The sequence below is a fragment of the Rahnella sp. EDr1-12 genome (genome assembly GCF_049206505.1).
GTDB classification, from domain to species: domain Bacteria; phylum Pseudomonadota; class Gammaproteobacteria; order Enterobacterales; family Enterobacteriaceae; genus Rahnella; species Rahnella rivi.
Genome location: NZ_JBLZNY010000001.1, coordinates 457,696 through 479,360 on the forward strand (window position 1 = coordinate 457,696; position 21,665 = coordinate 479,360).

17 protein-coding genes and 3 pseudogenes are annotated in these 21,665 nt (G+C 52.6%); 4 read left to right on the forward strand and 16 right to left on the reverse strand.

Annotation, left to right across the window (positions count from 1 at the left end; all coding sequences use genetic code 11):
* Positions 1–200 precede the first annotated feature (200 nt).
* From ACO0U8_RS01980 to ACO0U8_RS02000, 5 genes are all read right to left on the reverse strand, one after another.
* Positions 201–3,302: an efflux RND transporter permease subunit gene (locus ACO0U8_RS01980; RefSeq protein ID WP_421670175.1), complete on the reverse strand. Its 3,102-nt coding sequence runs from the start codon at positions 3,300–3,302 to the stop codon at positions 201–203.
* The gene (locus tag ACO0U8_RS01985) at positions 3,299–4,408 is read right to left on the reverse strand and encodes an efflux RND transporter periplasmic adaptor subunit (protein ID WP_421670176.1); all 1,110 of its coding nucleotides are present in this window, start codon (positions 4,406–4,408) and stop codon (positions 3,299–3,301) included. Before ACO0U8_RS01985 ends, ACO0U8_RS01980 begins: the two co-directional genes overlap by 4 nt.
* Before the next feature lie 77 nt (positions 4,409–4,485).
* Positions 4,486–5,100 carry a TetR/AcrR family transcriptional regulator gene (locus ACO0U8_RS01990; RefSeq protein ID WP_421670177.1) on the reverse strand — a complete coding sequence of 205 codons (615 nt, stop codon included), beginning with the start codon at positions 5,098–5,100 and terminating at the stop codon, positions 4,486–4,488.
* A gap of 53 nt (positions 5,101–5,153) precedes the next feature.
* Positions 5,154–6,353, reverse strand: a complete 1,200-nt coding sequence (locus ACO0U8_RS01995; RefSeq protein WP_421670178.1) for an MFS transporter — start codon at positions 6,351–6,353, stop codon at positions 5,154–5,156.
* Positions 6,354–6,786: 433 nt separating this feature from the next.
* Positions 6,787–7,077: a DUF1330 domain-containing protein gene (locus ACO0U8_RS02000; RefSeq protein WP_421670179.1), complete on the reverse strand. Its 291-nt coding sequence runs from the start codon at positions 7,075–7,077 to the stop codon at positions 6,787–6,789.
* Between the two features lie 237 nt (positions 7,078–7,314).
* On the opposite strand from ACO0U8_RS02000, the gene ACO0U8_RS02005 reads away from it, so the two are divergent.
* Positions 7,315–8,220 (forward strand): LysR family transcriptional regulator, encoded by a 906-nt coding sequence (locus ACO0U8_RS02005; protein WP_421670180.1) that lies wholly within the window; start codon positions 7,315–7,317, stop codon positions 8,218–8,220.
* Positions 8,221–8,800: 580 nt separating this feature from the next.
* On the opposite strand, the gene ACO0U8_RS02010 is transcribed toward ACO0U8_RS02005, so the two are convergent.
* Positions 8,801–9,646, reverse strand: a complete 846-nt coding sequence (locus ACO0U8_RS02010) for a GGDEF domain-containing protein (protein ID WP_421670181.1) — start codon at positions 9,644–9,646, stop codon at positions 8,801–8,803.
* 454 nt (positions 9,647–10,100) lie between these two features.
* Between ACO0U8_RS02010 and ACO0U8_RS02015 the strand changes: the two are divergent.
* Positions 10,101–10,276 (forward strand): annotated as a pseudogene (locus tag ACO0U8_RS02015) (aldo/keto reductase); the annotation flags it as partial.
* Between the two features lie 173 nt (positions 10,277–10,449).
* Here ACO0U8_RS02015 and ACO0U8_RS02020 read toward each other — a convergent pair.
* From ACO0U8_RS02020 to ACO0U8_RS02035, 4 genes are all read right to left on the reverse strand, one after another.
* A complete protein-coding gene (locus tag ACO0U8_RS02020) occupies positions 10,450–11,403 on the reverse strand; it encodes a nuclear transport factor 2 family protein (RefSeq protein ID WP_053143969.1) in 954 nt (317 codons plus the stop codon).
* Between the two features lie 109 nt (positions 11,404–11,512).
* On the reverse strand, positions 11,513–11,839 hold the full coding sequence (locus ACO0U8_RS02025; RefSeq protein ID WP_053142517.1) for an EthD family reductase: 327 nt from the start codon (positions 11,837–11,839) through the stop codon (positions 11,513–11,515).
* Between the two features lie 152 nt (positions 11,840–11,991).
* Positions 11,992–13,080, reverse strand: coding sequence for an alkene reductase (locus ACO0U8_RS02030; RefSeq protein ID WP_421670182.1), 1,089 nt, complete (start codon positions 13,078–13,080; stop codon positions 11,992–11,994).
* Between the two features lie 5 nt (positions 13,081–13,085).
* Positions 13,086–14,081: an LLM class flavin-dependent oxidoreductase gene (locus ACO0U8_RS02035; RefSeq protein WP_041692051.1), complete on the reverse strand. Its 996-nt coding sequence runs from the start codon at positions 14,079–14,081 to the stop codon at positions 13,086–13,088.
* Positions 14,082–14,305: 224 nt separating this feature from the next.
* Here ACO0U8_RS02035 and ACO0U8_RS02040 point away from each other — a divergent pair, with 224 nt between their 5' ends.
* Both ACO0U8_RS02040 and ACO0U8_RS02045 read left to right on the forward strand, forming a co-directional pair.
* Entirely contained in the window at positions 14,306–15,040 is a 735-nt protein-coding gene (locus ACO0U8_RS02040; RefSeq protein ID WP_053142520.1) for a hypothetical protein, read from the forward strand.
* A gap of 22 nt (positions 15,041–15,062) precedes the next feature.
* The gene (locus ACO0U8_RS02045) at positions 15,063–15,974 is read left to right on the forward strand and encodes a LysR family transcriptional regulator (protein ID WP_217203313.1); all 912 of its coding nucleotides are present in this window, start codon (positions 15,063–15,065) and stop codon (positions 15,972–15,974) included.
* An 8-nt stretch (positions 15,975–15,982) separates the two neighbouring features.
* Here ACO0U8_RS02045 and ACO0U8_RS02050 read toward each other — a convergent pair whose 3' ends face one another.
* The 6 genes and pseudogenes from ACO0U8_RS02050 to ACO0U8_RS02075 form a co-directional block, all read right to left on the reverse strand.
* The gene (locus ACO0U8_RS02050; RefSeq protein ID WP_217203311.1) at positions 15,983–17,092 is read right to left on the reverse strand and encodes an alkene reductase; all 1,110 of its coding nucleotides are present in this window, start codon (positions 17,090–17,092) and stop codon (positions 15,983–15,985) included.
* 124 nt (positions 17,093–17,216) lie between these two features.
* Positions 17,217–18,395 carry an MFS transporter gene (locus tag ACO0U8_RS02055; RefSeq protein ID WP_119824549.1) on the reverse strand — a complete coding sequence of 393 codons (1,179 nt, stop codon included), beginning with the start codon at positions 18,393–18,395 and terminating at the stop codon, positions 17,217–17,219.
* Positions 18,396–18,809: 414 nt separating this feature from the next.
* Positions 18,810–19,163 (reverse strand): annotated as a pseudogene (locus ACO0U8_RS02060) (MmcQ/YjbR family DNA-binding protein).
* A 218-nt stretch (positions 19,164–19,381) separates the two neighbouring features.
* Complete coding sequence (locus ACO0U8_RS02065; protein ID WP_421670183.1) at positions 19,382–19,858, reverse strand: glutathione peroxidase; 477 nt, start codon at positions 19,856–19,858, stop codon at positions 19,382–19,384.
* An 86-nt stretch (positions 19,859–19,944) separates the two neighbouring features.
* A complete protein-coding gene (locus tag ACO0U8_RS02070) occupies positions 19,945–20,583 on the reverse strand; it encodes a dTMP kinase (protein WP_421670663.1) in 639 nt (212 codons plus the stop codon).
* A 201-nt stretch (positions 20,584–20,784) separates the two neighbouring features.
* Positions 20,785–21,524, reverse strand: a pseudogene (locus ACO0U8_RS02075) (SDR family oxidoreductase).
* Between the last annotated feature and the right edge of the window lie 141 nt (positions 21,525–21,665).

Genomic DNA, 21,665 nt, shown 5'->3' on the forward strand with positions numbered 1-21,665 from the left:
GTTTCAGGAAGGTTTCTCCCTCATGAGCATGGCTGCTTTTGGCACTCAGAAACGGCGGGAGTCTCTGCGGGGAACCCGGAAATACTGTTCAAAAAAACGCCCGCGACCGGTAAGGCTGCGGGCAGTTAAGATGTCAAAAAAGCTATCCGGTGGAACGACTTGCCGACCGGTGGCCTCGTTAAACCCTCATCGTTTAAGGACTATCGGTTGGCGTCAGGCACGATTTTACTTTCAGTAAACTCATGCTTTTCGGGCCGTATCTTGAACCAGATGGCATACATCGCGGGCAGGAACACCAGCGTGATAATGGTGCCGCCAAAGGTTCCGCCAATCAGGGTGTAAGCCAGCGTTCCCCAGAATACCGAGTGCGTCAGCGGGATAAACGCCAGAATGGCCGCCATCGCCGTCAGCAACACCGGTCGCGCGCGCTGCACCGTCGCCTCCACCACCGCATGGAAGGGTGCCAGCCCCTCCTGTTCGTTGTGATGGATCTGCCCTATCAGGATCAGGGTGTTACGCATCAGGATGCCCGACAGCGCAATCAGTCCTACCAGCGCATTGATGCCAAACGGCTGGTTAAAGAGCAACAGCGTGGGCACCACGCCAATCAGCCCCAGCGGTGCAGTGAGGAATACCATCACCATCGCCGACATTGACCGCACCTGCAGGATAATAATCAACAGCGTCATGGCAATCATGATTGGGAACAGCGGTGCCATCGCCTGAGTGGCTTTACCGGATTCCTCAATCGCACCCGCCTGTTCTATGCGGTATCCGGCCGGCAGCGTCCCGATGACCGGCTGCAAGGCTTTGATAATTGCCGCGGAGACATCCGGCGGTTGCAGATTTTCGGCGATATCACCCCGAACGGTAATGGTCGGGGTGCGGTCGCGACGGCGCAGAACAGGATCTTCCATTTGCACCTTAACCTCCCCTATCTGAGACAGCGGAATGCGCTGGCCGGAAGAACCCACCAGGGTAAAGCCCGCTATTTTTGCCGGATCGAGACGGATGTCCCCCGCCGCACGCCCCATGACCTGCACCGAACGGATATCTTCACGCACTGCGGTGACAGGAACACCTGAAAGCAGGAACTGAAGCTGCTGCGCGACCGCATTCGATGTCAGCCCCACCGCCTGAAGACGGTCCTGATTGAGCGTGAAGTGCAGCGCCGGTACCCGCGGCCCCCAGTCGGTATTGACGGTCCGTATCATCGGGCTGGCCTGCATCACTTTTTCGACCTTGTCTGCAATTTCGCGCAGCGTGGCGGGATCCGGCCCCATGACCCGGTAGGCCACCGGGTAAGGAGAATACGGACCAAACACCAGCTGGGTCACGCGCACGCGCGCCTCAGGTGCCAGACCGCTGGCAACCGCTTCACGCAGCCTGAACTTGAGCGCCTCGCGCGCTTCCTGGCTGTCCGTCAGCACGACAATTTTCGCAAACGACGGATCGGGCAGCTCAGGCGCCATGGCCAGATAAAAACGCGGCGACCCTTGCCCGATATAGGCGGTGACGATTTTTGCCTCTTTCTGCTTTCTCAGCCAGGCTTCGATTTTCGCCGTGGTGGCGCTGGTTTGCTCAATCGCGGTGCCATAAGGCATCTGCACTTCAACCAGCACCTCCGGGCGATCGGAGGTCGGGAAAAACTGTTTTTTCACCAGCCCCATGCCGAGTATCGCGACCGTAAAGAGCGCAATCACGGTACCCGCGACTATCCACTTGCGGGCGATAACGCGGGTCAGTAACCGGCGAAAGCGGTTGTAATGGCGGGTGTTGTAAATCGCCGCATGTCCGCCTTCCACTGTTTTGATTTTCGGCAGCATTTTCACGCCCAGATACGGCGTAAACACCACTGCCACAATCCAGGAAGCAATCAGGGCGATACCGACAATCCAGAACATGTTGCTGGTGTATTCGCCGGCGGTGGACTGCGCAAACCCGTTGGGCATGAAACCGACGGCGGTGACCAGCGTGCCCGCCAGCATCGGCGCCGCCGTGTGGCTCCAGGCATAGGCCGAGGCTTTGATGCGGTCGTAGCCCTCCTCCATTTTCACCACCATCATTTCGATGGCGATGATGGCATCATCCACCAGCAACCCGAGCGCCAGGATCAGTGAGCCCAGAGTAATGCGGTCAAAGTTTTTGCCGGAAGCTTCCATCACCACAAAGACGATCGCCAGCGTCAGTGGCACCGCCGCGGCCACCACCACGCCCACGCGCCAGCCCATACTGACGAAGCACACCACCATCACCACCAGCAGCGCGACAAAGAATTTGATCATGAACTCGTCAACGGCGGAGCTGATGTTGACTGACTGATCCGTGACTTTGGTCAGCGTCATGCCCAGCGGCATCCCCTCATTGATGCTGGCCGTTTCCGCATCCAGCGCTTTACCCAGATCCAGACCGTTCCAGCCGTCCCGCATCACGATGCCCAGCAGCAGCGCCGGTTCACCCTGATTGCGGATCATAAAGGTCGCCGGATCTTCATAGCCCCGCTCAACGGTTGCCACGTCAGAAAGCTGCAGGGTTCTGCCCTGAACGACAACGGGCGTTTTGCGGATTTTCTCCAGCTTATCGAAAGCGCCATCAAGGCGGATAAACACCTGCGGCCCCTGGGTATCAATCGAACCGGCGGGCGTCAGGACGTTCTGGCTGTTAAGGGCGGAGAAAATATCCTGAGGCGAAATGCCCAGCGTGGCCAGCCGGTCATGCGAGAACGAGACAAAGATGCGTTCAGCCTGTTCACCGATAATATTGACCTTTTTAACCCCCGGCACATGCAAAAGACGCTGACGCAAAGATTCCGCATCGCGCACCAGCAGTCGCTGAGGCTCCCCTTTCGCCTTCAGCGCAAAGAGCGCGAAGGTCACGTCGGAGAATTCATCATTGACCATCGGCCCGATGACGCCTGCCGGCAGATTTTTGGCCTCATCCCCCAGCTTCTTGCGCGCCTGATAAAATTCTTCCTGCACCTGTGAAGGCGGCGTGCGGTCCTGCAGCGAAAGCATGGTAAACGCCAGGCCGGGACGCGTATACGTCTCACTGCGGTCATACCACTTAAGCTCCTGCATCCGCTTTTCCAGCGGTTCAGCCACCTGATCCTGCATTTCCTGCGCGGTGGCGCCCGGCCAGGCAGTAATAATCGTCATCTGTTTGACGGTAAACGGCGGGTCTTCAGCCCGCCCCAGTTCGAAAAACGAAAGGATACCGGCCACGGTGATCAGGATAATCAGGAACAGGGTGATTGAGCGCTCACGCACGGCGAGCGCTGAAAGATTGAATCTTCCCCCGCTCATGGCTGGCTCCCGGCGACGCGGGCGTCGCGCTGTTCAGCCATGCGCACGGCCTCACCTTCATGCAGCAGATGCGCGCCCAGAGCGACCACCTGTTCACCCGGCGTTAAGCTCCCGGTGACCCTCGCCGCATCTTCCCCCAACCTCAGCACCTGCACGGGCCGCCATGACACCCTGGCCGGTTTACCCGAAATCTCCCAGACACCCGGCCCTTTGCCCGGATCATAAAGTGCAGCTAAAGGCACCTGCATCACCTGCGCCGGTGATTTCTCGTCTGCAATATGAAGTGTCACGGTGGATCCCAGCGGCGCATTGGCCAGCGCCCCCTCAAGCACATATCTCGCCTCAAAGGTGCGGGTTAGCGGATCCGCCGCATCTGAAAGGAGGCGCAGTTTTGCAGGAACTGACTGTTGAGCGGTGCCGTACAACGTTGCCTGCGCGTCGCTTCCGGCAACCGGACGTAACGTCTCAGGTAACTGCACGGTGGCCTCCCGCTGCCCCGCTCTCGCCAGCCGGACTACCGGCTGACCGGCACTGACAACCTGACCGGGTTCAGCCAGCGTATCCATCACCACACCGTCGGCGTCGGCCAGCAGCACGGCGTAGCCCGTCGCGTTTTGCGCCACGTTGGCCTGTGCCTGAGCCGCACTGAGGTCAGCTTTGGCCGTGTCGGCGGCAGCCTTTATCTGATCGTAGGCCGATGCCGACACGGCGCCTGACGCGATCAGCCCGCGGTAACGCGCCTCTTCAACTGTCGTTTGTTTTGCCCGCGCCCTTGCCGCAGCAACGGCCTGTTGTTGAGCCTGCGCCTGCAGGCCCAGGTCAACCGGATCCAGACGCATCAATGGCTGACCACGTTTAACCGTCTGGCCGGTATCGACCAGGCGCTCAAGGATTTTGCCCTGCACTCTGAAACCGAGATCGCTTTGGACCCGGGCGACGACAACGCCGGTAAATGCGCGGGAGGTATCTACAGCACTCACTACGGTCGCAGACCTGACCAGAGGTGGCTGTGTACGGGGATCGTCAGTACCGGAAGTGTCGCCGCAGGCCACAAGGGCAAGCGGCAACAGGCAGACAGCAAAGGTGGCAGGATTAAGCCTGAGCATGGGTTCCCTTAAATCAGTTAACAGGAGAGTAACCGCATTCTCAGACTAGTGACCAATAATGTCAATGGTCACAAAACTCAGGGTGACAGACTTCTCAGTATCAGGGAGGACAGGAGAGTCGCGGCAGCCGGTGCCGTCTCCAGATTGTGCTGCAACTGAACCGGGCTGATATAGGGGCGCATCACCAGATACAGGGCATGTGCGGCCTCGTCCAGCGGCGTTTTTCGTTCAAATTCTCCCGACTGCCGCCCTTCAACAATGATGTGCTCAACCAGAAGCCGCAACCGCTTTTCATACGCCTCCGCCGAAGGCCACTTATCCCGCGCAGCGACGGCAGCAATGTCATAAAGCTTGCGATCGTGAAAAAACAAATCACTGCCGGCTTCAGTCAGGGCGCGGAATAAACGCCGTAATTTCTCGGAGGCCGACGGGGCATCTGCAATCGCAGAATTGACAATTTCCATGATCATCGCCAGCCGGTTAGCGCAGATCACCTCGCCGATCGCCTGCTTGGAATCGAAAAATTTATAGATATAAGATTTTGAAAATCCTATTGATTTAGCCAGTTCAGACACCGTGGTTTTCTCATAACCAAAATGCCCGAAATGCTCTGTCGCAGCGTCCACGATCTGATCGCGGACGCTGTGATCCGATGGCCCTCTTGGAGGGTGTACATTGATATTTTTAGTCATTTTTCCAGCTTAACTTAATGAACCTTAATTGACAACGAGTGACCATTTGGTAATTAAGTCACAGCCCTGATGTGTCTGCTAAAAATCAGCCAGATGAAAAGAGCACAGAGCGCAATGACCGCCAAAATCATATAGGCGAAGCTCCATGACGAATGGCTTACGATGGCACCCGCCAGCGCCGGACTGAATGAGGCGCCCAGCCCCTGGAGTAACATCACGAGTCCAAGCGCTGCGTTGATATGCCCTGAGCCATTAAATAACGAGGCAATAAGTCCGGGTACGGCCACACCCAAAATACCTGCACCGACACCGTCTAACGCCTGAACGGGGAATATAACGAATTCATTGCTCCATAAAGACGCAATCGCGGCGCGAAAGGGTAATACGATCAGCGCAATGTCGATAAGTCTGGCGTAGCCATATTTTGAGGCATATCTGGCCGTCAGCAATGCAACGGGGATCATCACCGCCTGAGAAATCGCGACCGTAAGGGCAGCATAGGTACCCGGCGTGAACAGAGAACCCGAGGGAGAGGAAGCGACCTTCATGCTTAACATCGGCAGTTGCGCAGCATTGGCCAGGTGGAAGAGGAGCAGAGTCACTCCGGTTACCGCCAGTTCAGGTCGCTTTAGCAACGCCAGAATCGAGACAGAAACGGCCGGACCTTGGTGCTTTTCAACCCCTCTCGCCACATCATGGTCTATATCGTTTTTATTGATGGCTAATGTGCACACCACAGCGCATACAGCCATCGTGGTCATCAGTAAAAATACGGAACCGGTGCCCCAGATCCAGCAGGTGATGGCCGCCAGCACGGCAACCGCCATATTACCGCTATGGTTGAAGGCTTCATTTCGGCCCATCTGCACCAAAAAGCCTTTCTGACCGGTGATGCCTAAGGTTATGCCGGCAATGGCGGGGGCAACGATAGCTGCCGCGATACCGGTAATGATTTGCGATAAAATCACCACGGTGGACGTCGGGAAATACCAGAGGGCCAGCGCGCTAAACGTAATGAGCAGGGATGAAGTGATAATTAACAGACGTTTGTAACGTGTGGCATCGACGATCATCCCTGCGGGGAACGTGGCTAACAATCCGGCCAGCCCTCCCACCGTCATCACCAGACCAATTTCTTCTGCGCGCCAATGATGGGACACCAGAAAGATACCTAAAAACGGCCCGAGTCCATCGCGGACATCAGCGATAAAAAAGTTGAGCAAACAGAGTACTTGCAGCGAACGTAATCTCATCAACATTAGTCCCGGAAAGTTTGATCATCACAAAAATACCCAGGCACTGTGCCTGAGTTTTTTTGCCTGGCTTATGCATGTTCAGTACCTGAACCTTGCTGCTGGTACTCGTGAACCAGGCTCAAAAATAGTGCCCATCTGCCGCCCCGTCAACGTCATTGATACCCTGGGGCTGCGCGAGGAACGCCATCTGTATTTCGTGTTGAAAGAGGGATGATAGAAATGGCGCGAGGATAATGGTAAGGCTAGATTTAAACCCTGGTGGCCATACGCTTAGAGTTTTAGCTCACCGCAGGCAGCAAATAGTGAAGTGGTTTCCTTTCATAACATTCCCATGATGCCCAATGAGCATCACATCTGGCACGAAGGTCTTTCATCAGGCAGACCTTCGTGCCAAAGCCGTTATCTTTTCTATCAAGCATTACGCCGAATATTAAGCGCCTCCTTCAACCAGCACAAAAGTTCCGGTCGCAGCACCTGCACGTATTGCTTTGGCTGCCTGATATTGAGGACTCTCATAAAAACGTTTGGCCTCGGCAAAAGAAGCAAACTCAAAAACAACATGCCTTTCATGGGATTCCCCCTCAAGGTTTTCATACTGCCCGGACCAGGCAACAACCTTTGGACTGAACGCCTGCATTGCTTCTCCGGCAGCCTTAGCATATTCGGCGTAGGCAACAGCGTCCGATACAGTGACATGCGCGATTAAATATCCTTTGTTCATTTCTTTATCTCTTTTGTTAGGTGTGATTTATTCCGGCGCCATACAGGCGTGCTGTTTCTGGATCACCTGATGACATTTCTTCAGGGGCAGCATCGGCAGATTGAAAGGGGTTGAGTCATGATAATTGCCTTCAGCAAGTGTCTGCGCTGGATAACGCGGTGTGAAGACAGTCTATTAAGCATTACAGTAGGCATAAATAACCTGATAATTAACGCACTGTTATCTTAAAGAGGAACAATGAAAAATCTTGAGGCACTGATTATTTTCGCGCGAGTTGCGGAAATGAAGAGTTTTACCCAGGCAGCTGAAAGCCTTGGTATTCAGAAAGGACGTGCTTCAATCGTGGTGCGCGAGCTCGAACATGACGTAGGCGCTACACTTTTGCACCGCACCACCCGGACGGTGCAGTTGACCGAAGATGGCCGCATTTTTTATTCGCGTGCACGAGACTTGCTGGCGGAAGCAGACGAACTGCATTCAATGTTTTCACCTGGCGGAATGTCTCTGCGAGGACGTTTGCGTGTTGATATGCCTGCTATTCTGGCAGAAAGCGTGATTATCCCCGCACTCCCAAAACTACTGGACGCTCATCCGGAATTCGAACTTGAGCTTTCGAGTACTGATCGCCGTGTTGATTTGGTTCTGGAAGGATTTGATTGCGTCATTCGTCTGGGACCTGTTGTTGATGAAACCCTGATCGCCCGGCCGCTAGGACAATTAAGGATGATCAATGCAGCGAGCCCTGGCTATCTGAAACGCTTCGATGTGCCGCAGACGATTGATGATCTTCTTAATCAGGGGCACAGGATGGTTCATTACATGCGCAATTTTGGCGCGAAACCTGACGGATGGGAATATCCGTCAGGTGATGGCTACAAGTCGCTGATGTTACCCGGCACGATGACGGTTAACAGCGTACCGGCCTACCACGAAGCAGGACTGGCGGGTTTAGGGTTAATTCAGGGAGGGTATTCCGCCCTCCTGCCCCATATTCAACGTGGAACATTGGTTGAAATCCTTCCCAATCTGCGGCCCATGCCGCTAAATGCATCTTTCGTTGTCGCGCACAGACGCAATCTTTCGCAAAGAGTGAGGGCTTTTATGAAGTGGACTGAAGAAGTGTTGAAACCTTATTTTGACTAATGTCTGAGTGAATGAGAAAAACGAAGGGGGTCAAAGCCTGCTTATTTATTTGGTGCCGGTTAATTGAAACATCGTGGCATTTGCCATGTCCGGTTCTGGCACGGAGCGGACTGACTCACTGAGCAGAAGGTCCGATCAGCGCTGCAGAGTCTTTTGACCTTGCCAGCTCGGCGTTAAATGTATTGAGGGAGTCGCGCGTATACATCTCATTAGACATGAATCGGCGACCAGGAGGGGTCATGGGCTGCAGCGTCAGTCTCGACGTCCGCAGAAGCCATTTGATCATAAACTCCCCCTGCACGCTGGCCGCAACGATATCTCCGTGCTGTGGCCTGGCGCTGCACATCAGCGATAAATCGCTGTGTCACATAAAAAACGGCAGGGTGACATCTCATCCCTGTCGTCGAATGTAATAGCTTGATTTTTAGGCGATTAAAGAGAGTTTACTTGTGATGTAAATCACATTTTTATCTAATGCAAAACTCTTCGATTACTATATTCATGTCTATTTTACGACTGACACTGACAGGCTGCGAAAGGGCGGAAATTACCTTAATGTCAGGAGGATATCTGAACAAGGTTAAGATACAGACCTTTCATTGCCGGCCAACTCAATTCTGTTTCGTCCGTTTTCCTTTGCCCGATAGAGCGCCATGTCGGTTTTTTTCATTAACGACTGCTGGCTTTCCCCAACTTTCCGGAAAGCAACCCCGATACTGACGGAGATACCCTGACCATCATCCAGTCTGATGTTCCGGGCATTCCTGCAGATGGATTCTGCATAGCGAATCACCTCATACCGGGAAAGCCCCTCGCCGATTACCGCAAATTCCTCTCCACCGATACGGAAAACTTTCAGTGCAGGCCCACTGATACCCGCAAGCTGTCCGCCGAATCTGGACAAAACACCATCACCGGCATCATGCCCCCACCGGTCATTGATGTGCTTGAAAAAATCAATATCGATGATCATCATTGACAGCTGTGTACTGGTCGCGCTGCTGAGGGTTTCCACAAAATAACGCCGATTCGGAAGCCGGGTGAGTTCATCATGCAGGGCGCTGGTCTGCGCCACGGAAAAACGTGAATTCATCCGCATGATGATGCAATAGACGCTAATAACGGTGAGAAGCATTCCGGACAGCTTTAACAAATCTTCGCAGAAGTAGCCCACCCATCGCGGTTGACTGACTATTTCATCCATCACATCGAATGCACCTGCAGCGATCCAGAGTATGAGGCCGTTAATTGCTCCGCTCAGGGGACGTCCGTCAACGAAAACACAGGCAACATTCCCCAAGGTAAAAATCAGGAGCAGCAGGAAGAAGAGATCAATATATAACCCCGGACTGGACATGATTTCACGGAAGGTGCCCAGTGGGGAACCTGCGCTGATGGCCACAATGGCAGCAGTAGTGAGTGCCATGCAAACCCGGAGGATAACCGCCACCCTGAAGCGAACGGATGAAGACTGCAGCATATTGAATTTCCGTAGTGGTGGATGATGTTTAAAACCAGGACCCATGGAGACGGTGTTTTCGTGTGTCAGTTTGACGCACCACACCGCACAGGCTCGCTGCGATCGGGGCAGTTGTCAGGTAAAACAGGTAACTCAAAAGTACCTCTGTCAGATAAAGGCGTAAACTCATGATTACCGAAATATTGTCACACCCGGACGACCTCTTAAGTTATCAGAATGGGTAACAAAGGAAGTCGGTTCCCTCCGCCCTCTCGCCGGGTTTTAACCCGCAGCACAAAGCCGACCATCACTCCCTCTAAATTAATGAGCTCACCTAATAAACCCTAGAGAATTACCCACTATAATCAAATTAATCACTCTGCGTTATGCTTTTCCGACACAACAGCTGAAGGATAACCTCATACAAACGGTACCATTTTACAATGGTATCGACATGCCCCTGCTGGACTTTGGTGTTTTTCAGATGACGGATGCCGCCGTATGCAGCGCGCCGTTATTGATGCCATCAATACGGGTTATCGCCTGATTGATACCGCCGCCTGCTGCCTGAACGAAACCCAGGTCGGCAACGCGCTGTGAGTTCAACGAGTCGATGCAACGCTAACTGAACTAACGGGCCGCAAAGAGCGAAAAGCGGACCTTGTTTATGGAATGTATGGTGTTGAGGGGGGGACCTCAAACAAACAACTTCTCAGCAATTAAGCCTTCATAACCAGAAAGCTTAATTGCCAGAGAATGCGCGAAGAGTTTCAGTTCAGAAAAGGAGGATTCTCTTCAGAGAACCAGCCGGGAACGTACTCGCTCCAGCTGAACTTCCACAAACCCTCTTCTTTGCGAAGCTCAATTCGATAATGAGCACCGTACATCCACTCACCATTCTTATTTTTTATCTGTCCTGGTATTAAGCGCCCCGTCCACATTTCAGCTGTTGTACCGTCTGTTCTGAGGGTGATTTTTAGTGGGACACCATAATGCTGCATCCAGGGCCAGTGACGACGAAACTCTTTAAGCGATCCTACAATACTGTGCAGACCTTTTAATGGTCCCAGTGGAGGGAATTGTCCGCAAGCATCTAAGGTGTAACAGGTCCGGAACTGGCTAAAATCATTCTGGTCGATCCCCCACGAATAACGTGAATAGGACTCCTCAATTTGCTCTTCTTCAGTCGCCTTTATCTGGTTCTGCGCAATGCAATGCCAAGGGGAATCCAGCTCACTGACCAGAACAGGTGGCGCATCTCCCGGACGCCACCCCTGTTGCCCAGGAGGCAGACGCCAGTTAACCAGATAATCAGTATCACCTTCCGCCCAGCCGATGTTTATAAGCACTTCGGTCAGCTTCCAGCCATCAGACTCTGCTTTCAGCGTCAGTCGCAACACTGCGCCAAACAGGGCAACGGGATTATATTTTGCGCCTGGTGCTACCTCACCATACAGATAGGCGCTTACCATGGCGGTCCCTTCTCCGTCCGCAGCCGCGTAAAAATTAGAGGTCACCAGATTTAGATGCTTTTCAGAGGATGTATCTTCACGTAACGCTGTGATTAATGCTGATTTACCATGAAGTATGCCTTTGTGGCTGCTTCTGAGTTTGACCGTTTCAGCCACAGAGCAATCCGTATCGGCCCAGTGGCCGGATTCCCAGCTTTTGCGAAGTGTTTCCATAAAACTGAGTGCATCTGAGCGGCTAAGGGGGGTAATCATTGAATATCTCCTGTCTGTACAGCGCCTGTTTTCGATATTTCTCTGTCTGATGTGGGCATTTTTAACGGTCCGGAATTAACCAACGCGATCGCAGGCTAAGAGTGATGTCTTAACGCTTTCTGATTTCGGTGATGTAGGTAATGGCGGCCCAATCGACAAAGTTCGGCACATCCCGGAAGGCTTCCTGACCAACCGGCGAGTCAAATGCAGCCACGGCATCTTCAATGGAGTCGAACCATAATTCAGAAAACCCATCTACCGGGGCATCAGGGTATTTTTCCCGATCGACGGGATTTAAAACGTAGCCCCGTAATCCCGGCAAACGCAGAGCAATTTCCGTGTGTACTTCATCCCAGTGCTTTACAAAGTCTTCAAAACTCTGTCCTTTTTTACGAATAAGAAAGCCCACATGCTTGAAGCCGTTTGAAGGTGTCATCGTGTTCTCCTGTGTGCAGTGTCCTGCAATTCATTGTTTGAAAAGGTGTTATTGATTAATCTGGTGCATCTGGACTCAATGCCATTTACATGACCATCAGCAGGTTAGTGCTGCCTGATGTGCCCGCGCATGGACATTTCACTGGCTGCGCCTCAGTTATGATCTTCAACATGGAAGGGATAGTCGGTATAGCCTTCTTCCCCCCCGCCGTAATAGGAACTTCGCCTGGCCATAGTCAGTGGCCAGCCCTTGCGGACCCGCTCAACAAAATCTGGATTGGCGATAAACGGACTGCCAAAAGCCGCAAGATCGGTCAGCCCATCGTCGATAAGTGCCGCGGCCTGAGCGGGAGTAAGGCCACCGGCGAGGATAAGCGTGCCACGCCATACCTTTCGGAAATCGCGCAACAGGCCGTTAAACATCACGGGCTCCTGGGCCATCAGGTGGACATAAGCTATCCCTCTGCGGCTAAGCTCCTTACCGATATAAAGATAGGTTTCTGAGGTATCGGCGTAAGGAGCCATGTCCTGAAGCTGATTACAGGGGGAAAGGCGCACGCCCGTCCGGCTTGTACCAATTTCATCTGAAATGGCGTCAACAATTTCCAGAAGAAGGCGCGTACGGCTTGCCAGGCTTCCGCCGCCATAGCCGTCATCGCGCGTATTCAGTACAGGATTAATGAATTGTTCAATGAGATAGCCATTGGCACCATGCACCTCCACGCCATCAAACCCCGCCGAAATGGCGTTGGCAGCGGCCTTGCGAAAATCAGCCACTATCAGCTTAATCTCTTCAGTCAGCAGGGCGCGGGGCAGGCTTGCAGTAACCGTTGCAGGTTCACCATTTTCATCCCAGGCAAAGGCGCTGCCACCCTGAACGGCGACGGCGCTGACAGGGGGCTGCCCTCCAGGCTGGAGGCTGGTATGAGATACCCGTCCAACATGCCAGAGCTGAGCAAATATTTTTCCTCCTTTCTTATGCACGGCCTGTGTGACGGGCAGCCAGGCTTCAACATGACTGTCGAGATAGATCCCCGGATTAAAGAGATAGCCAGTGCCTTCGCGAGAGACCGGTAAACCTTCAGAAATAATTAATCCGGCGCTGGCACGTTGTGCGTAATAAAGTGCCGTTAAGGCATCAGCATGCTCGTCCCGTGCGCGGGAGCGCGTCATGGGCGCCATGATAAAGCGGTTTTTCAGGGTGATATCGCCGAGCCTGTAGCCGGTAAATAGCTTTTTCATAGCCATCAGTTCCAGGCTTCAGCGATGAGCTGATGTGACCTGATCCTTGCATCGGCATCATGTATCCACGAATTCACCATAATTTCATCCGCACCGGTACGGCGGACCAGGTCATTCAGGCCGGTCCGGACGGTCTCTTTTGTGCCCCACACCGATTCACGCAGCTGAGTCAGTACGCGCTGAGCCTCTACCGGATGCCAGAGCGCATTCATATCGTCTACCGGCTTCGGTAATTTCACCTCAACGCCCCGCCCAAGATTTACAAACTTCTGCAGTTCGGTAGTCGCCAGATAGTCTGCTTCGCTCTGGTTTTCAGCGGCGACGACGTTGACGCAAATCATCACATACGGTTCGGCAAGCGATTCTGATGGGCGGAAGCCTGAACGATAGGTATCAATGGCAGCGAGCATGGCATCGGGCGCAAAGTGAGAGGCAAAAACAAGGGGCAAACCTTTCTGCGCCGCCAGCTGTGCACTGAAGGTACTCGAACCCAGCAGCCACAACGGAATATCGAGCCCCGCACCAGGCACGGCCGTAATACGCTGTCCGCGTTGTGCAGGCGCAAGAAAATGCTGTAGTTCATCCAGCATGTCGGGGAAGTCGAGTCCCTTGGCGCGGGTTTCACGGCGCAGCGCCTGCAATGTTTCCTGGTCAGTGCCCGGCGCACGGCCCAGTCCTAAATCAACGCGGCCCGGATACATAATCTCAAGGGTGCCAAACTGCTCAGCGACAACAAGCGGTGCATGGTTTGGCAGCATAATGCCACCCGAGCCAATACGAATTTTTTCAGTTTTTGCGCCGATATGGCTGAGTATCACCGCCGTCGCCGCGCTGGCGATATCGACCATATTGTGATGCTCTGCCATCCAGAAACGGTGATACCCGGCTTTTTCGGCCGCCTGCGCCAGCCGCACGCTGTTGGTAATGGCGTCAGAAAGGGTATTGCCTTCGGTAATGGGTGCCAGGTCAAGCAGTGACAGGGGGATTGTTTTCTCTTTCATCATTATCTCCACATCGCCGGAACAGTCGTCCGGAGGTAAATTAATCATTTCGGAAATTACTATGATTGTTTTTACACGGATGATAAATCGGGTTTCGGTCGCATCTATGCGGACTTAGATTCTACAATCCTGTTTCTTCTTTAGGGGTATCTTTGATGTCTTACTCTGCGTCAACAAACCAAAACCACCTGCGACACGACACGACAGACAGACAAGGAAAAACCATGACTGAAGAGCAGATTTGGAAAGCCCGGTATTACTCGGCATGTGATATTGCCCATCGCTGGTTTGCTTTTTTTGAGGGACAAACAGAGGAGGTCAGCCGGCATCTGGATATTTTTACTCCGTACGTCAGGCTGGTTCATGCCGGCACGCATCTTCTGGCCGAGGGAAAAGACGGAATGGATAGCTGGTTGAAAAGCCTGCCATACGAAAAGGGCTCGCACTTTATCCGGCGCTTTGAATTTATTCCCGGCCAGGAAAACGAGGCAACCGTTAATATGGATATTGGCTACCAGAGGGTCGAAAGTGATTTGACGGTGGGAGGGGCACTTTCGGAATACCGGACAACGCTCTTATTCGGTGAGGGAGAGGACGCTTTTTTTACTTTCATGCAGAAAACTCCCGTATATCAAAACCCTGATAAGGTATTCCGTGAGTCATTCAGTGAAAACCGGGTACATTCGTTTATAGCCCGTTTCTTTCAGCTTATGCTGACCGCAAGGTCTGGGGCTGTTTCAACGATCGTTTCCGGGAAAGCCGATGAGAATACACGGCAGAATTTACCCGCATTTTTACGCAGTGCCGATCCCGACGGGATAAGTATTGAAGAGACAGACATTCTGGCGATGAAGAGCACCCTGTTACTTCCTGTAGATGGTATTGAACGGAGACTCTGCCTGGAACTGGCTGAAGAGGGAGGCCGCTACCTCGTCATTCGTCACGCAGACTGGTCCTGAAGCACTTAACGGAATATTCAACATGCGAAATACCGATCACCTGGGCGGAATTACCGCCTTTGTCACTACTGCACAGCAGGGAAGTTTTACCGCGGCGGCTGAGAGACTCGGGCTGACAAAATCAGCCGTGGGTAAAAGTGTGGGTCGCCTTGAAGCCAGGCTGGGACTTAAATTGTTTCTGCGATCCACGCGGCGTCTGAGCCTGACGCCGGATGGTGAGCGTTTCCTGATAAGTTGTCAAAATGCCATGGATATTCTTGAGCAGGCAGAAGCCGAGTTGACCTCTCATATCTGCCAGCCTTCAGGGCGGCTTCGGGTGGACTTACCCGCAGCCTTTGGCAGACAGCGTATTTTGCCGATCCTGCTGCAGATTACACGCCGTTATCCCGAACTCGCATTGACCGTCACTTTCAGCGAACGATTTGTCGACCTCATTGAGGAGGGTATTGACCTTGTCATCCGCATTGGTGAACTTGCCGACAGCAGTGGGCTGGTTGCCAGAAGGCTGACCACGCAGAAACTGGTTATCTGCGCTTCTCCTGACTATTTACTGTACGGTGGAGAACCCGTTTCATCTGAAGAACTGAGCCAGCATCAGTGTGTGGTGGGGTTTCGCCGGAATCAGCCGATCTCCTGGCTACTCAAAGAAAATGATGGTCAGATTTCGCGGTATACGCCGCCAGCGACCCATGAGTTTGCGGACGGAGATGCGATGTTATCGGCCACGCTGGCGGGCTGTGGGCTTTCACAACTGCCGTTATGGCTGGTTGGAAAATATCTTGAATCAGGGGAGCTGAAAGAGGTTCTGGTCGGACATTCCGGTGGAGAAATGCCCATCAGTGCGCTCTGGCCTAAAAACCGCCAACTGTTACCTAAAATTCGTTATGTTGTGGACACGTTGATAAAGGCAGCAGAAGACGGCTTACTTGACTGATGGGACGGCTATGCCGTTGTATCTGGCCAGAACGGATAATCGGTATAGCCTTCCTCAGCCCCACCATACATTGTTGCCCGGTTAACTTCATTCAGCGGCCAGTTGTTTTTCATCCGCTCTGTGAGGTCAGGATTGGCAATATAGGGTCTGCCAAAAGCAATGAGATCCGCTTTTCCTTCCTGCAGGTAAATTTCGGCTCGTTGCTTATCGAATCCCCCTGCAATAATGAGAGTGCCACTGTAGGCCTTTCGGAATTTCTCAATGAATCCTTCAGGAATAGCCTGTTCACCTAAAGTCTGTTGATCGCTCAGGTGAACATAGGCCAGCTGGCGTGTCGTGAGCTCTTCTGCCAGCGTCAGCCAGGTTTGTTCTTCACCGCTGAATGCATGCATATCAAACAGACGACCAAATGGCGCAAGTCGTATGCCGGTTTTTCCTCCACCGATCGCCCGTGATACAGCGTCAGTCACTTCAAGCACGAATCGCAGTCGGTTCTCAATTCTCTCACCACCGTATTCATCGCTGCGCGTGTTCAGAGCGCCATTAATAAACTGTTCAAGCAGATAGCCGTTTGCCGCGTGGATTTCGACGCCGTCAAAACCCGCTTCAATAGCATTTTCAGCGGCCTGTACATAATCCTGAATGACCAAACCGATCTCTTTGGCTGAAAGAGCGCGCGGGAATGAAACCGGAACAGGTCCAGCAATGCCATTTTCATCACGGGCATAACACGTCGAGTTTTCAGCCCTGACGGCAACTGAGCTGACGGGGGCGGCGCCATTCTTTTGCAGACTGACATGCGAAATTCGCCCAACATGCCAGAGCTGGATGAATATTTTGCCGCCTGCCTGATGAACAGCCTGAGTCGTTTTCTTCCATCCCTCTACCTGTGCAGCAGAGTAGATACCAGGCGTAAAAAGATACCCCTGCCCCTGAACGGAAATTTGAGAGCCTTCGCTGACGATAAGGCCTGCTGATGCGCGCTGACGATAATATTTAGCGGTGAGGTTATCGGCAATATCCCCTTCTCTGGCCCGGGAACGGGTCATCGGTGCCATGACAATACGGGTTTGAATTGTCGTGTCGCCGACGGTGTATGAAGTAAACAACTTTTCCATTACAGGCTCCTTTTAATCACTGAACTCCATAATGCGGTGCTGAAAGAGGGAATAAAACCCCCGTTCTGTTCCGAACAGAGGTTCCATAGATTCTACTTAGAGCAGCGATCCGTCTTTATTTTTTTCAGGCCATCTCTTCCTGAACCGGTACTGATTTAGTATCAGAGCGGTGTTTAATCAGAATGCTGACAAATGCCAGCAGAGTGAAGATCACGCTGCTCAGTACCACCGAGTGCGTCCCCAGGCGGGCGATAAACCATCCACCCGTCAGTGAACCGAGGGTAATTCCCAGATTGGAGAACGACATATAAAGGCTGTTGGCAAACTCGGGCGCTTCGCTGGCTTCACGCATCAGCCAGGTCTGACTGACCACCAGGCCGGATGAGTGGAATGCGCCCCAGAACACGGTCAGCAGGCACATCACCAACGGTGAAAAGCCAAAGAACCATACCAAAAGCAAAAGCAAGGTGAACAGCAGCGGGTAAACCAGAGTGGTTTTAACTACGTTCTTTTGCAGGAAACTGCTGAACACGAAGTTGCCAGCAAAACCACAGACACCAAAGAGGATTAGCATGGCGCTGATGTAATTGTTATTCAGGTGAGTAACGCGTGAAAGATAATCTGCAACATAGCTAAAGCTGGAAAACATTGCGGCGAAAATTAACGTTACCGTTGAGATGGTCAGCCACAGCTTACCGTTCCGCAGAACGGAAAGCTGGCTGGCAAAGGAAACCTTATGCAGGGTCGGCATTGATGGCATCAGGAACAGGACGCCCAGGAAGGCCAGCACGCACGCTGCAGCACCAAAGTAAAACGCTGCGGATAAAGAGAAATGCTCGGCAATCAGAGAGCTGAGGGGGACACCCAGCACCAGCCCAATGGCCACTCCGGCAAACACTTTTGCTGCAGCGCCTGCGGCTTTTTCTTTCGGTACGGAATTAGCGGCCACAACCAGCGCAACGGCAAAGAAGACGGCATGAGCCAGCGCAGGCAGAATGCGAAACACCAACATCAGGTTGAACACGTCAGTGGTGGCATAAATCAGGTTCGACACAATAAAGACGACAAGAATGCTCAGCAGAACCGTTTTCTTGTTAAAGCCAGACAGCATCAGCGTGATAAAAGGCCCGGTAACGGCCACGATAATGGCATAGATGCTGACCAGAAAACCGACCTGGGTGGGCGTGACGTGGAGCTGAGAAACCAGTTTTGGCAGTAAGCCGATGATGGCAATTTCGGTGGTGATTACCCCGAAAACAGCCACAGACAGCGCCAGTAAAAGCAGAGTGCTTTTATTTTGCATGGAATACCCTTAGACACATTGCAGATGAAATTCACAAAGTTAAATAGCGAAACGTAACTTTTATGCGTTGTTGCCCGGATGATTTTCCGGAGAAAGGATCATCGCTGAGTTTGATAAGGGGGGAAATACGTATTCAGGCGTTTCTATGTAGACATAAATTCTTCAATGCAACAGACCTGATCTTCGTTGGTTGGTATAACTGACCATGAGCAATGTCCGCTTCTGGCACGAAGCAGACATACTGATATGAATGGTCCGCTGTGAGCGAAAAGCTGAAGGTTAGCTCTCGCAGAAGACATATGCGCTTTTATATCCAACTAATCATAGTGGTCATAACTTTGTGAAGATTCTTTGGTGTATATATTTTTGGGTGTGAGCCCAGCTTTTTCATTGAACCCTTCCTGATATATTTTATCAGGCTGTTAGATCATGGCTATCTTCAAGCAGCTCGTATATTTCTTTGGAAGATAGCGGACTGGAAAGAAGTATGCTTATCCAGTGCTCTTTGTTCATGTGGTAAGCAGGAAAGATACCCTCTTTTTTACGCAATGAGCCGATGTGCTCCGGTCTGACTTTCACTTCTAGCACATCGACCTGATCTTCCGTCTATAGACCCAGCTTAGTGCCAGATACATTCATCACGATACCGAACCATTTCTTTCCGTCGTGATGCCTGAGTACTGCGGAGCCCGGCAGGTTGCTCCAGAGATATTCCGGTTCAGATTTAAAGTGTTCTCGTGCGTAGCTGTATAATGCATCTCTCTTCATCATAGTTTCCTTAACATCACTTACTTTATATTTTACTCTGGAAGTTATAATACCGCGTTCATGCCTATTTTAGTCATCCGCATTCTATTTAAGGTGAGTCCGAAAGCACTGGTGCGGGGCAGCTTAGGGCGAAAGCGGTTGTTAACCGCATCCGGATATAATCAGTTTGTCAGAAGCTCTCTGAATGTGGACGATTGGAATTACACGAACGCCTAGATTTAAAGTGCAGCAACAATGACGGCTTCCATTTTCTCCGGCGTAGTGATCGGTGCAAAACGCCTGAGGGGTTTGCCGTCGCGCCCGATCAGGAACTTAGTGAAGTTCCACTTGATCCGCCCACCCAGCACACCGGGTAATTCGTCTTTCAGGTAACGAAACACCGGGTGCGTAGCCGGGCCGTTGACCTCCACTTTTTCGAATATCGGGAAGCTCACACCATAGTTGATGTGGCAGGTCTGCGCGATGTCGTCGGCACCGCCGGGTTCCTGATTACCAAACTGGTTACAGGGGAAACCAAGCACCACCAGCCCCTGGGCAGCGTACTTCTTGTAGAGCGATTCAAGGCCTGCGTACTGCGGCGTGAAGCCACAATGGCTGGCGGTATTCACCACCAGAACCAGCTTACCCGCATAGTCGGCCATAGAAATGAGCTGTCCACCCAGACTGGTGGCGGTGAGTTGATGAAAGGTGGTCATGTCGGGCTCCTCAGAGAATATGTGCAAAGTCGAACAGAGGGTGACGGAATAAGTTGCTGTAATAACAGGCGACATGCGGCAGAAGCTCAGCCCGCAAAACCGATGCCTGCCGGGCATTTAAGCACTCTGTAGATCTCAGAAATAACCTGCGCCGTTGCGTCTTCGATAATTCCTTCATTACGGCATAACACCCAACCCTGAGCCGCAACTTCTCGCTCGAACGCCCTGCTACAAGCGACATGCTCTTCCAGTTTATGAATGACAGTACTGCTTAGCCCACGCGTTCTGGCCGCGGCTCTGGCCCATGAAATGTCAGGCGCAGTAACCACCCCGATATGCAGGTCTGGCGTACGCACGTTTCGTTCAATATTAAGCTGTAAGATTTCTGCAAATGGAACCTTCCGGCGAAACGCGGCTTCCGACGGGTACCAGCGATCCATTAAAATAATGCTGTCCGGTGGCTGTTTAGGCAGCACATGCTCGGAAATCCAGGCACGGCTATCAGCAAAGCGCTCACACACTTCCCGTTCCAATTCCAGGGAGGGGTGTCTGGCGAGCCTGTTCACGAGGGCCATTGTTTCCCCCCTGTAAGGATCGCTTTTTTTCTCGCTAAGTCGGATCACCTTCTTGTTATCTGCCCTGAGCACTTTCGTCATGGCCTCCAGCAGTGTGGTTTTGCCGACGCCCTTGGGCCCGTCCAGAGAAATAAACAGCGGACGACTCATTGTTGAAATGACGTTTGACATAGGGTTTGCTTAACACTCAACTCTGGCAAAAACATCTTATAACCTTCTTAGTAACAGCCGATCACCCTGTCGTTCGCAGCCGCTGTCTGCCGCGTCAGCATGATCCACCTACCCAAAACGGGTAAATGAATCGATGACCAACTGATTTAGTAAGATAATGATTTAAATTGCTTTTTCACATCAATAGTGAACCAGCCCGCCGTCCACCGCATACTGGCTTCCGGTTACGTAGGACGCATCATCTGAGAGCAGAAAAAGTGCGACGGCCGCAGCTTCATCAGCGGTACCGGCTCGCCTGAGAGGCACCTGGCTTACCACAAAATCTTCAAACTTTTGCCGCGACTCTTCGGACATGAAGTGCCTGAAATTCGTCTCGACAGGTCCTGGCATCAGCGTGTTGGCGCGAATGTCGCGCGCGGCCAGTGAGGCGGCCCAGCTTTTTACCATGGCAACCACGGCGCCTTTGGTTGCAGCATATAAGCTCGTCATGGGCGCACCTTCATAGACCGAAGACGATGCGGTGACCAACACGGATGCACCTGGGTTCAACATGTTGGAAAGTGATGCAAGCTGCAACATCGGCCCGCGAACATTGGCATTCATCATGCGGTTAAAGGCGTCGGCCGTAACGGATTCCGGTGAATCAATTTCTGCGTAACCCGCATTCAGCCACAATCCGTCGAGCCGCCCCCAGCCGCTGACTGCGGTGGCGAGCGCATCAATATCCGCCTCACTTGCCGCATCACTTTTCAGGATCAGCGCGGTGTCCGGCAACAGCGTGCGGGTTTGGGCCAGACGTTCATCACTCAGCCCCGTGATGGCAACCTGTCCCCCTCTTTCACAATTCGCAGCGCGCCTGCCAGCCCAATACCGCTGGTGCCACCCGTGATAAGTACACGTTTACCGTGAAATCTTCCCATCATTACGCCCCTTTGAATCTTTGAATCGGCATTTACCTTACGAAAGATAAACGTAGTCGTCATCTGTTTAATCATGTGGAAGTGACGTTAATGGATGCCCTGCCCCGATCGATTCAGGCAGTACAATTTTTCCATCGGATG

Excerpts from the sequence above, each read along its gene's own strand:
- ACO0U8_RS02040 (WP_053142520.1), top strand. The coding sequence starts at position 14,306 with ATGACTGAAGAGCAGATTTGGAAAGCCCGGTATTACTCGGCATGTGAT.
- ACO0U8_RS01995 (WP_421670178.1), bottom strand. The coding sequence starts at position 6,353 with ATGAGATTACGTTCGCTGCAAGTACTCTGTTTGCTCAACTTTTTTATC.
- ACO0U8_RS01985 (WP_421670176.1), bottom strand. The coding sequence starts at position 4,408 with ATGCTCAGGCTTAATCCTGCCACCTTTGCTGTCTGCCTGTTGCCGCTT.
- ACO0U8_RS02005 (WP_421670180.1), top strand. The coding sequence starts at position 7,315 with ATGAAAAATCTTGAGGCACTGATTATTTTCGCGCGAGTTGCGGAAATG.
- ACO0U8_RS02000 (WP_421670179.1), bottom strand. The coding sequence starts at position 7,077 with ATGAACAAAGGATATTTAATCGCGCATGTCACTGTATCGGACGCTGTT.
- ACO0U8_RS01980 (WP_421670175.1), bottom strand. The coding sequence starts at position 3,302 with ATGAGCGGGGGAAGATTCAATCTTTCAGCGCTCGCCGTGCGTGAGCGC.
- ACO0U8_RS02070 (WP_421670663.1), bottom strand. The coding sequence starts at position 20,583 with ATGAGTCGTCCGCTGTTTATTTCTCTGGACGGGCCCAAGGGCGTCGGC.
- ACO0U8_RS02025 (WP_053142517.1), bottom strand. The coding sequence starts at position 11,839 with ATGACACCTTCAAACGGCTTCAAGCATGTGGGCTTTCTTATTCGTAAA.
- ACO0U8_RS02055 (WP_119824549.1), bottom strand. The coding sequence starts at position 18,395 with ATGCAAAATAAAAGCACTCTGCTTTTACTGGCGCTGTCTGTGGCTGTT.
- ACO0U8_RS02020 (WP_053143969.1), bottom strand. The coding sequence starts at position 11,403 with ATGATTACCCCCCTTAGCCGCTCAGATGCACTCAGTTTTATGGAAACA.
- ACO0U8_RS02050 (WP_217203311.1), bottom strand. The coding sequence starts at position 17,092 with ATGGAAAAGTTGTTTACTTCATACACCGTCGGCGACACGACAATTCAA.
- ACO0U8_RS02035 (WP_041692051.1), bottom strand. The coding sequence starts at position 14,081 with ATGAAAGAGAAAACAATCCCCCTGTCACTGCTTGACCTGGCACCCATT.
- ACO0U8_RS02065 (WP_421670183.1), bottom strand. The coding sequence starts at position 19,858 with ATGACCACCTTTCATCAACTCACCGCCACCAGTCTGGGTGGACAGCTC.
- ACO0U8_RS02030 (WP_421670182.1), bottom strand. The coding sequence starts at position 13,080 with ATGAAAAAGCTATTTACCGGCTACAGGCTCGGCGATATCACCCTGAAA.
- ACO0U8_RS02010 (WP_421670181.1), bottom strand. The coding sequence starts at position 9,646 with ATGGCACTCACTACTGCTGCCATTGTGGCCATCAGCGCAGGTTCCCCA.
- ACO0U8_RS02045 (WP_217203313.1), top strand. The coding sequence starts at position 15,063 with ATGCGAAATACCGATCACCTGGGCGGAATTACCGCCTTTGTCACTACT.
- ACO0U8_RS01990 (WP_421670177.1), bottom strand. The coding sequence starts at position 5,100 with ATGACTAAAAATATCAATGTACACCCTCCAAGAGGGCCATCGGATCAC.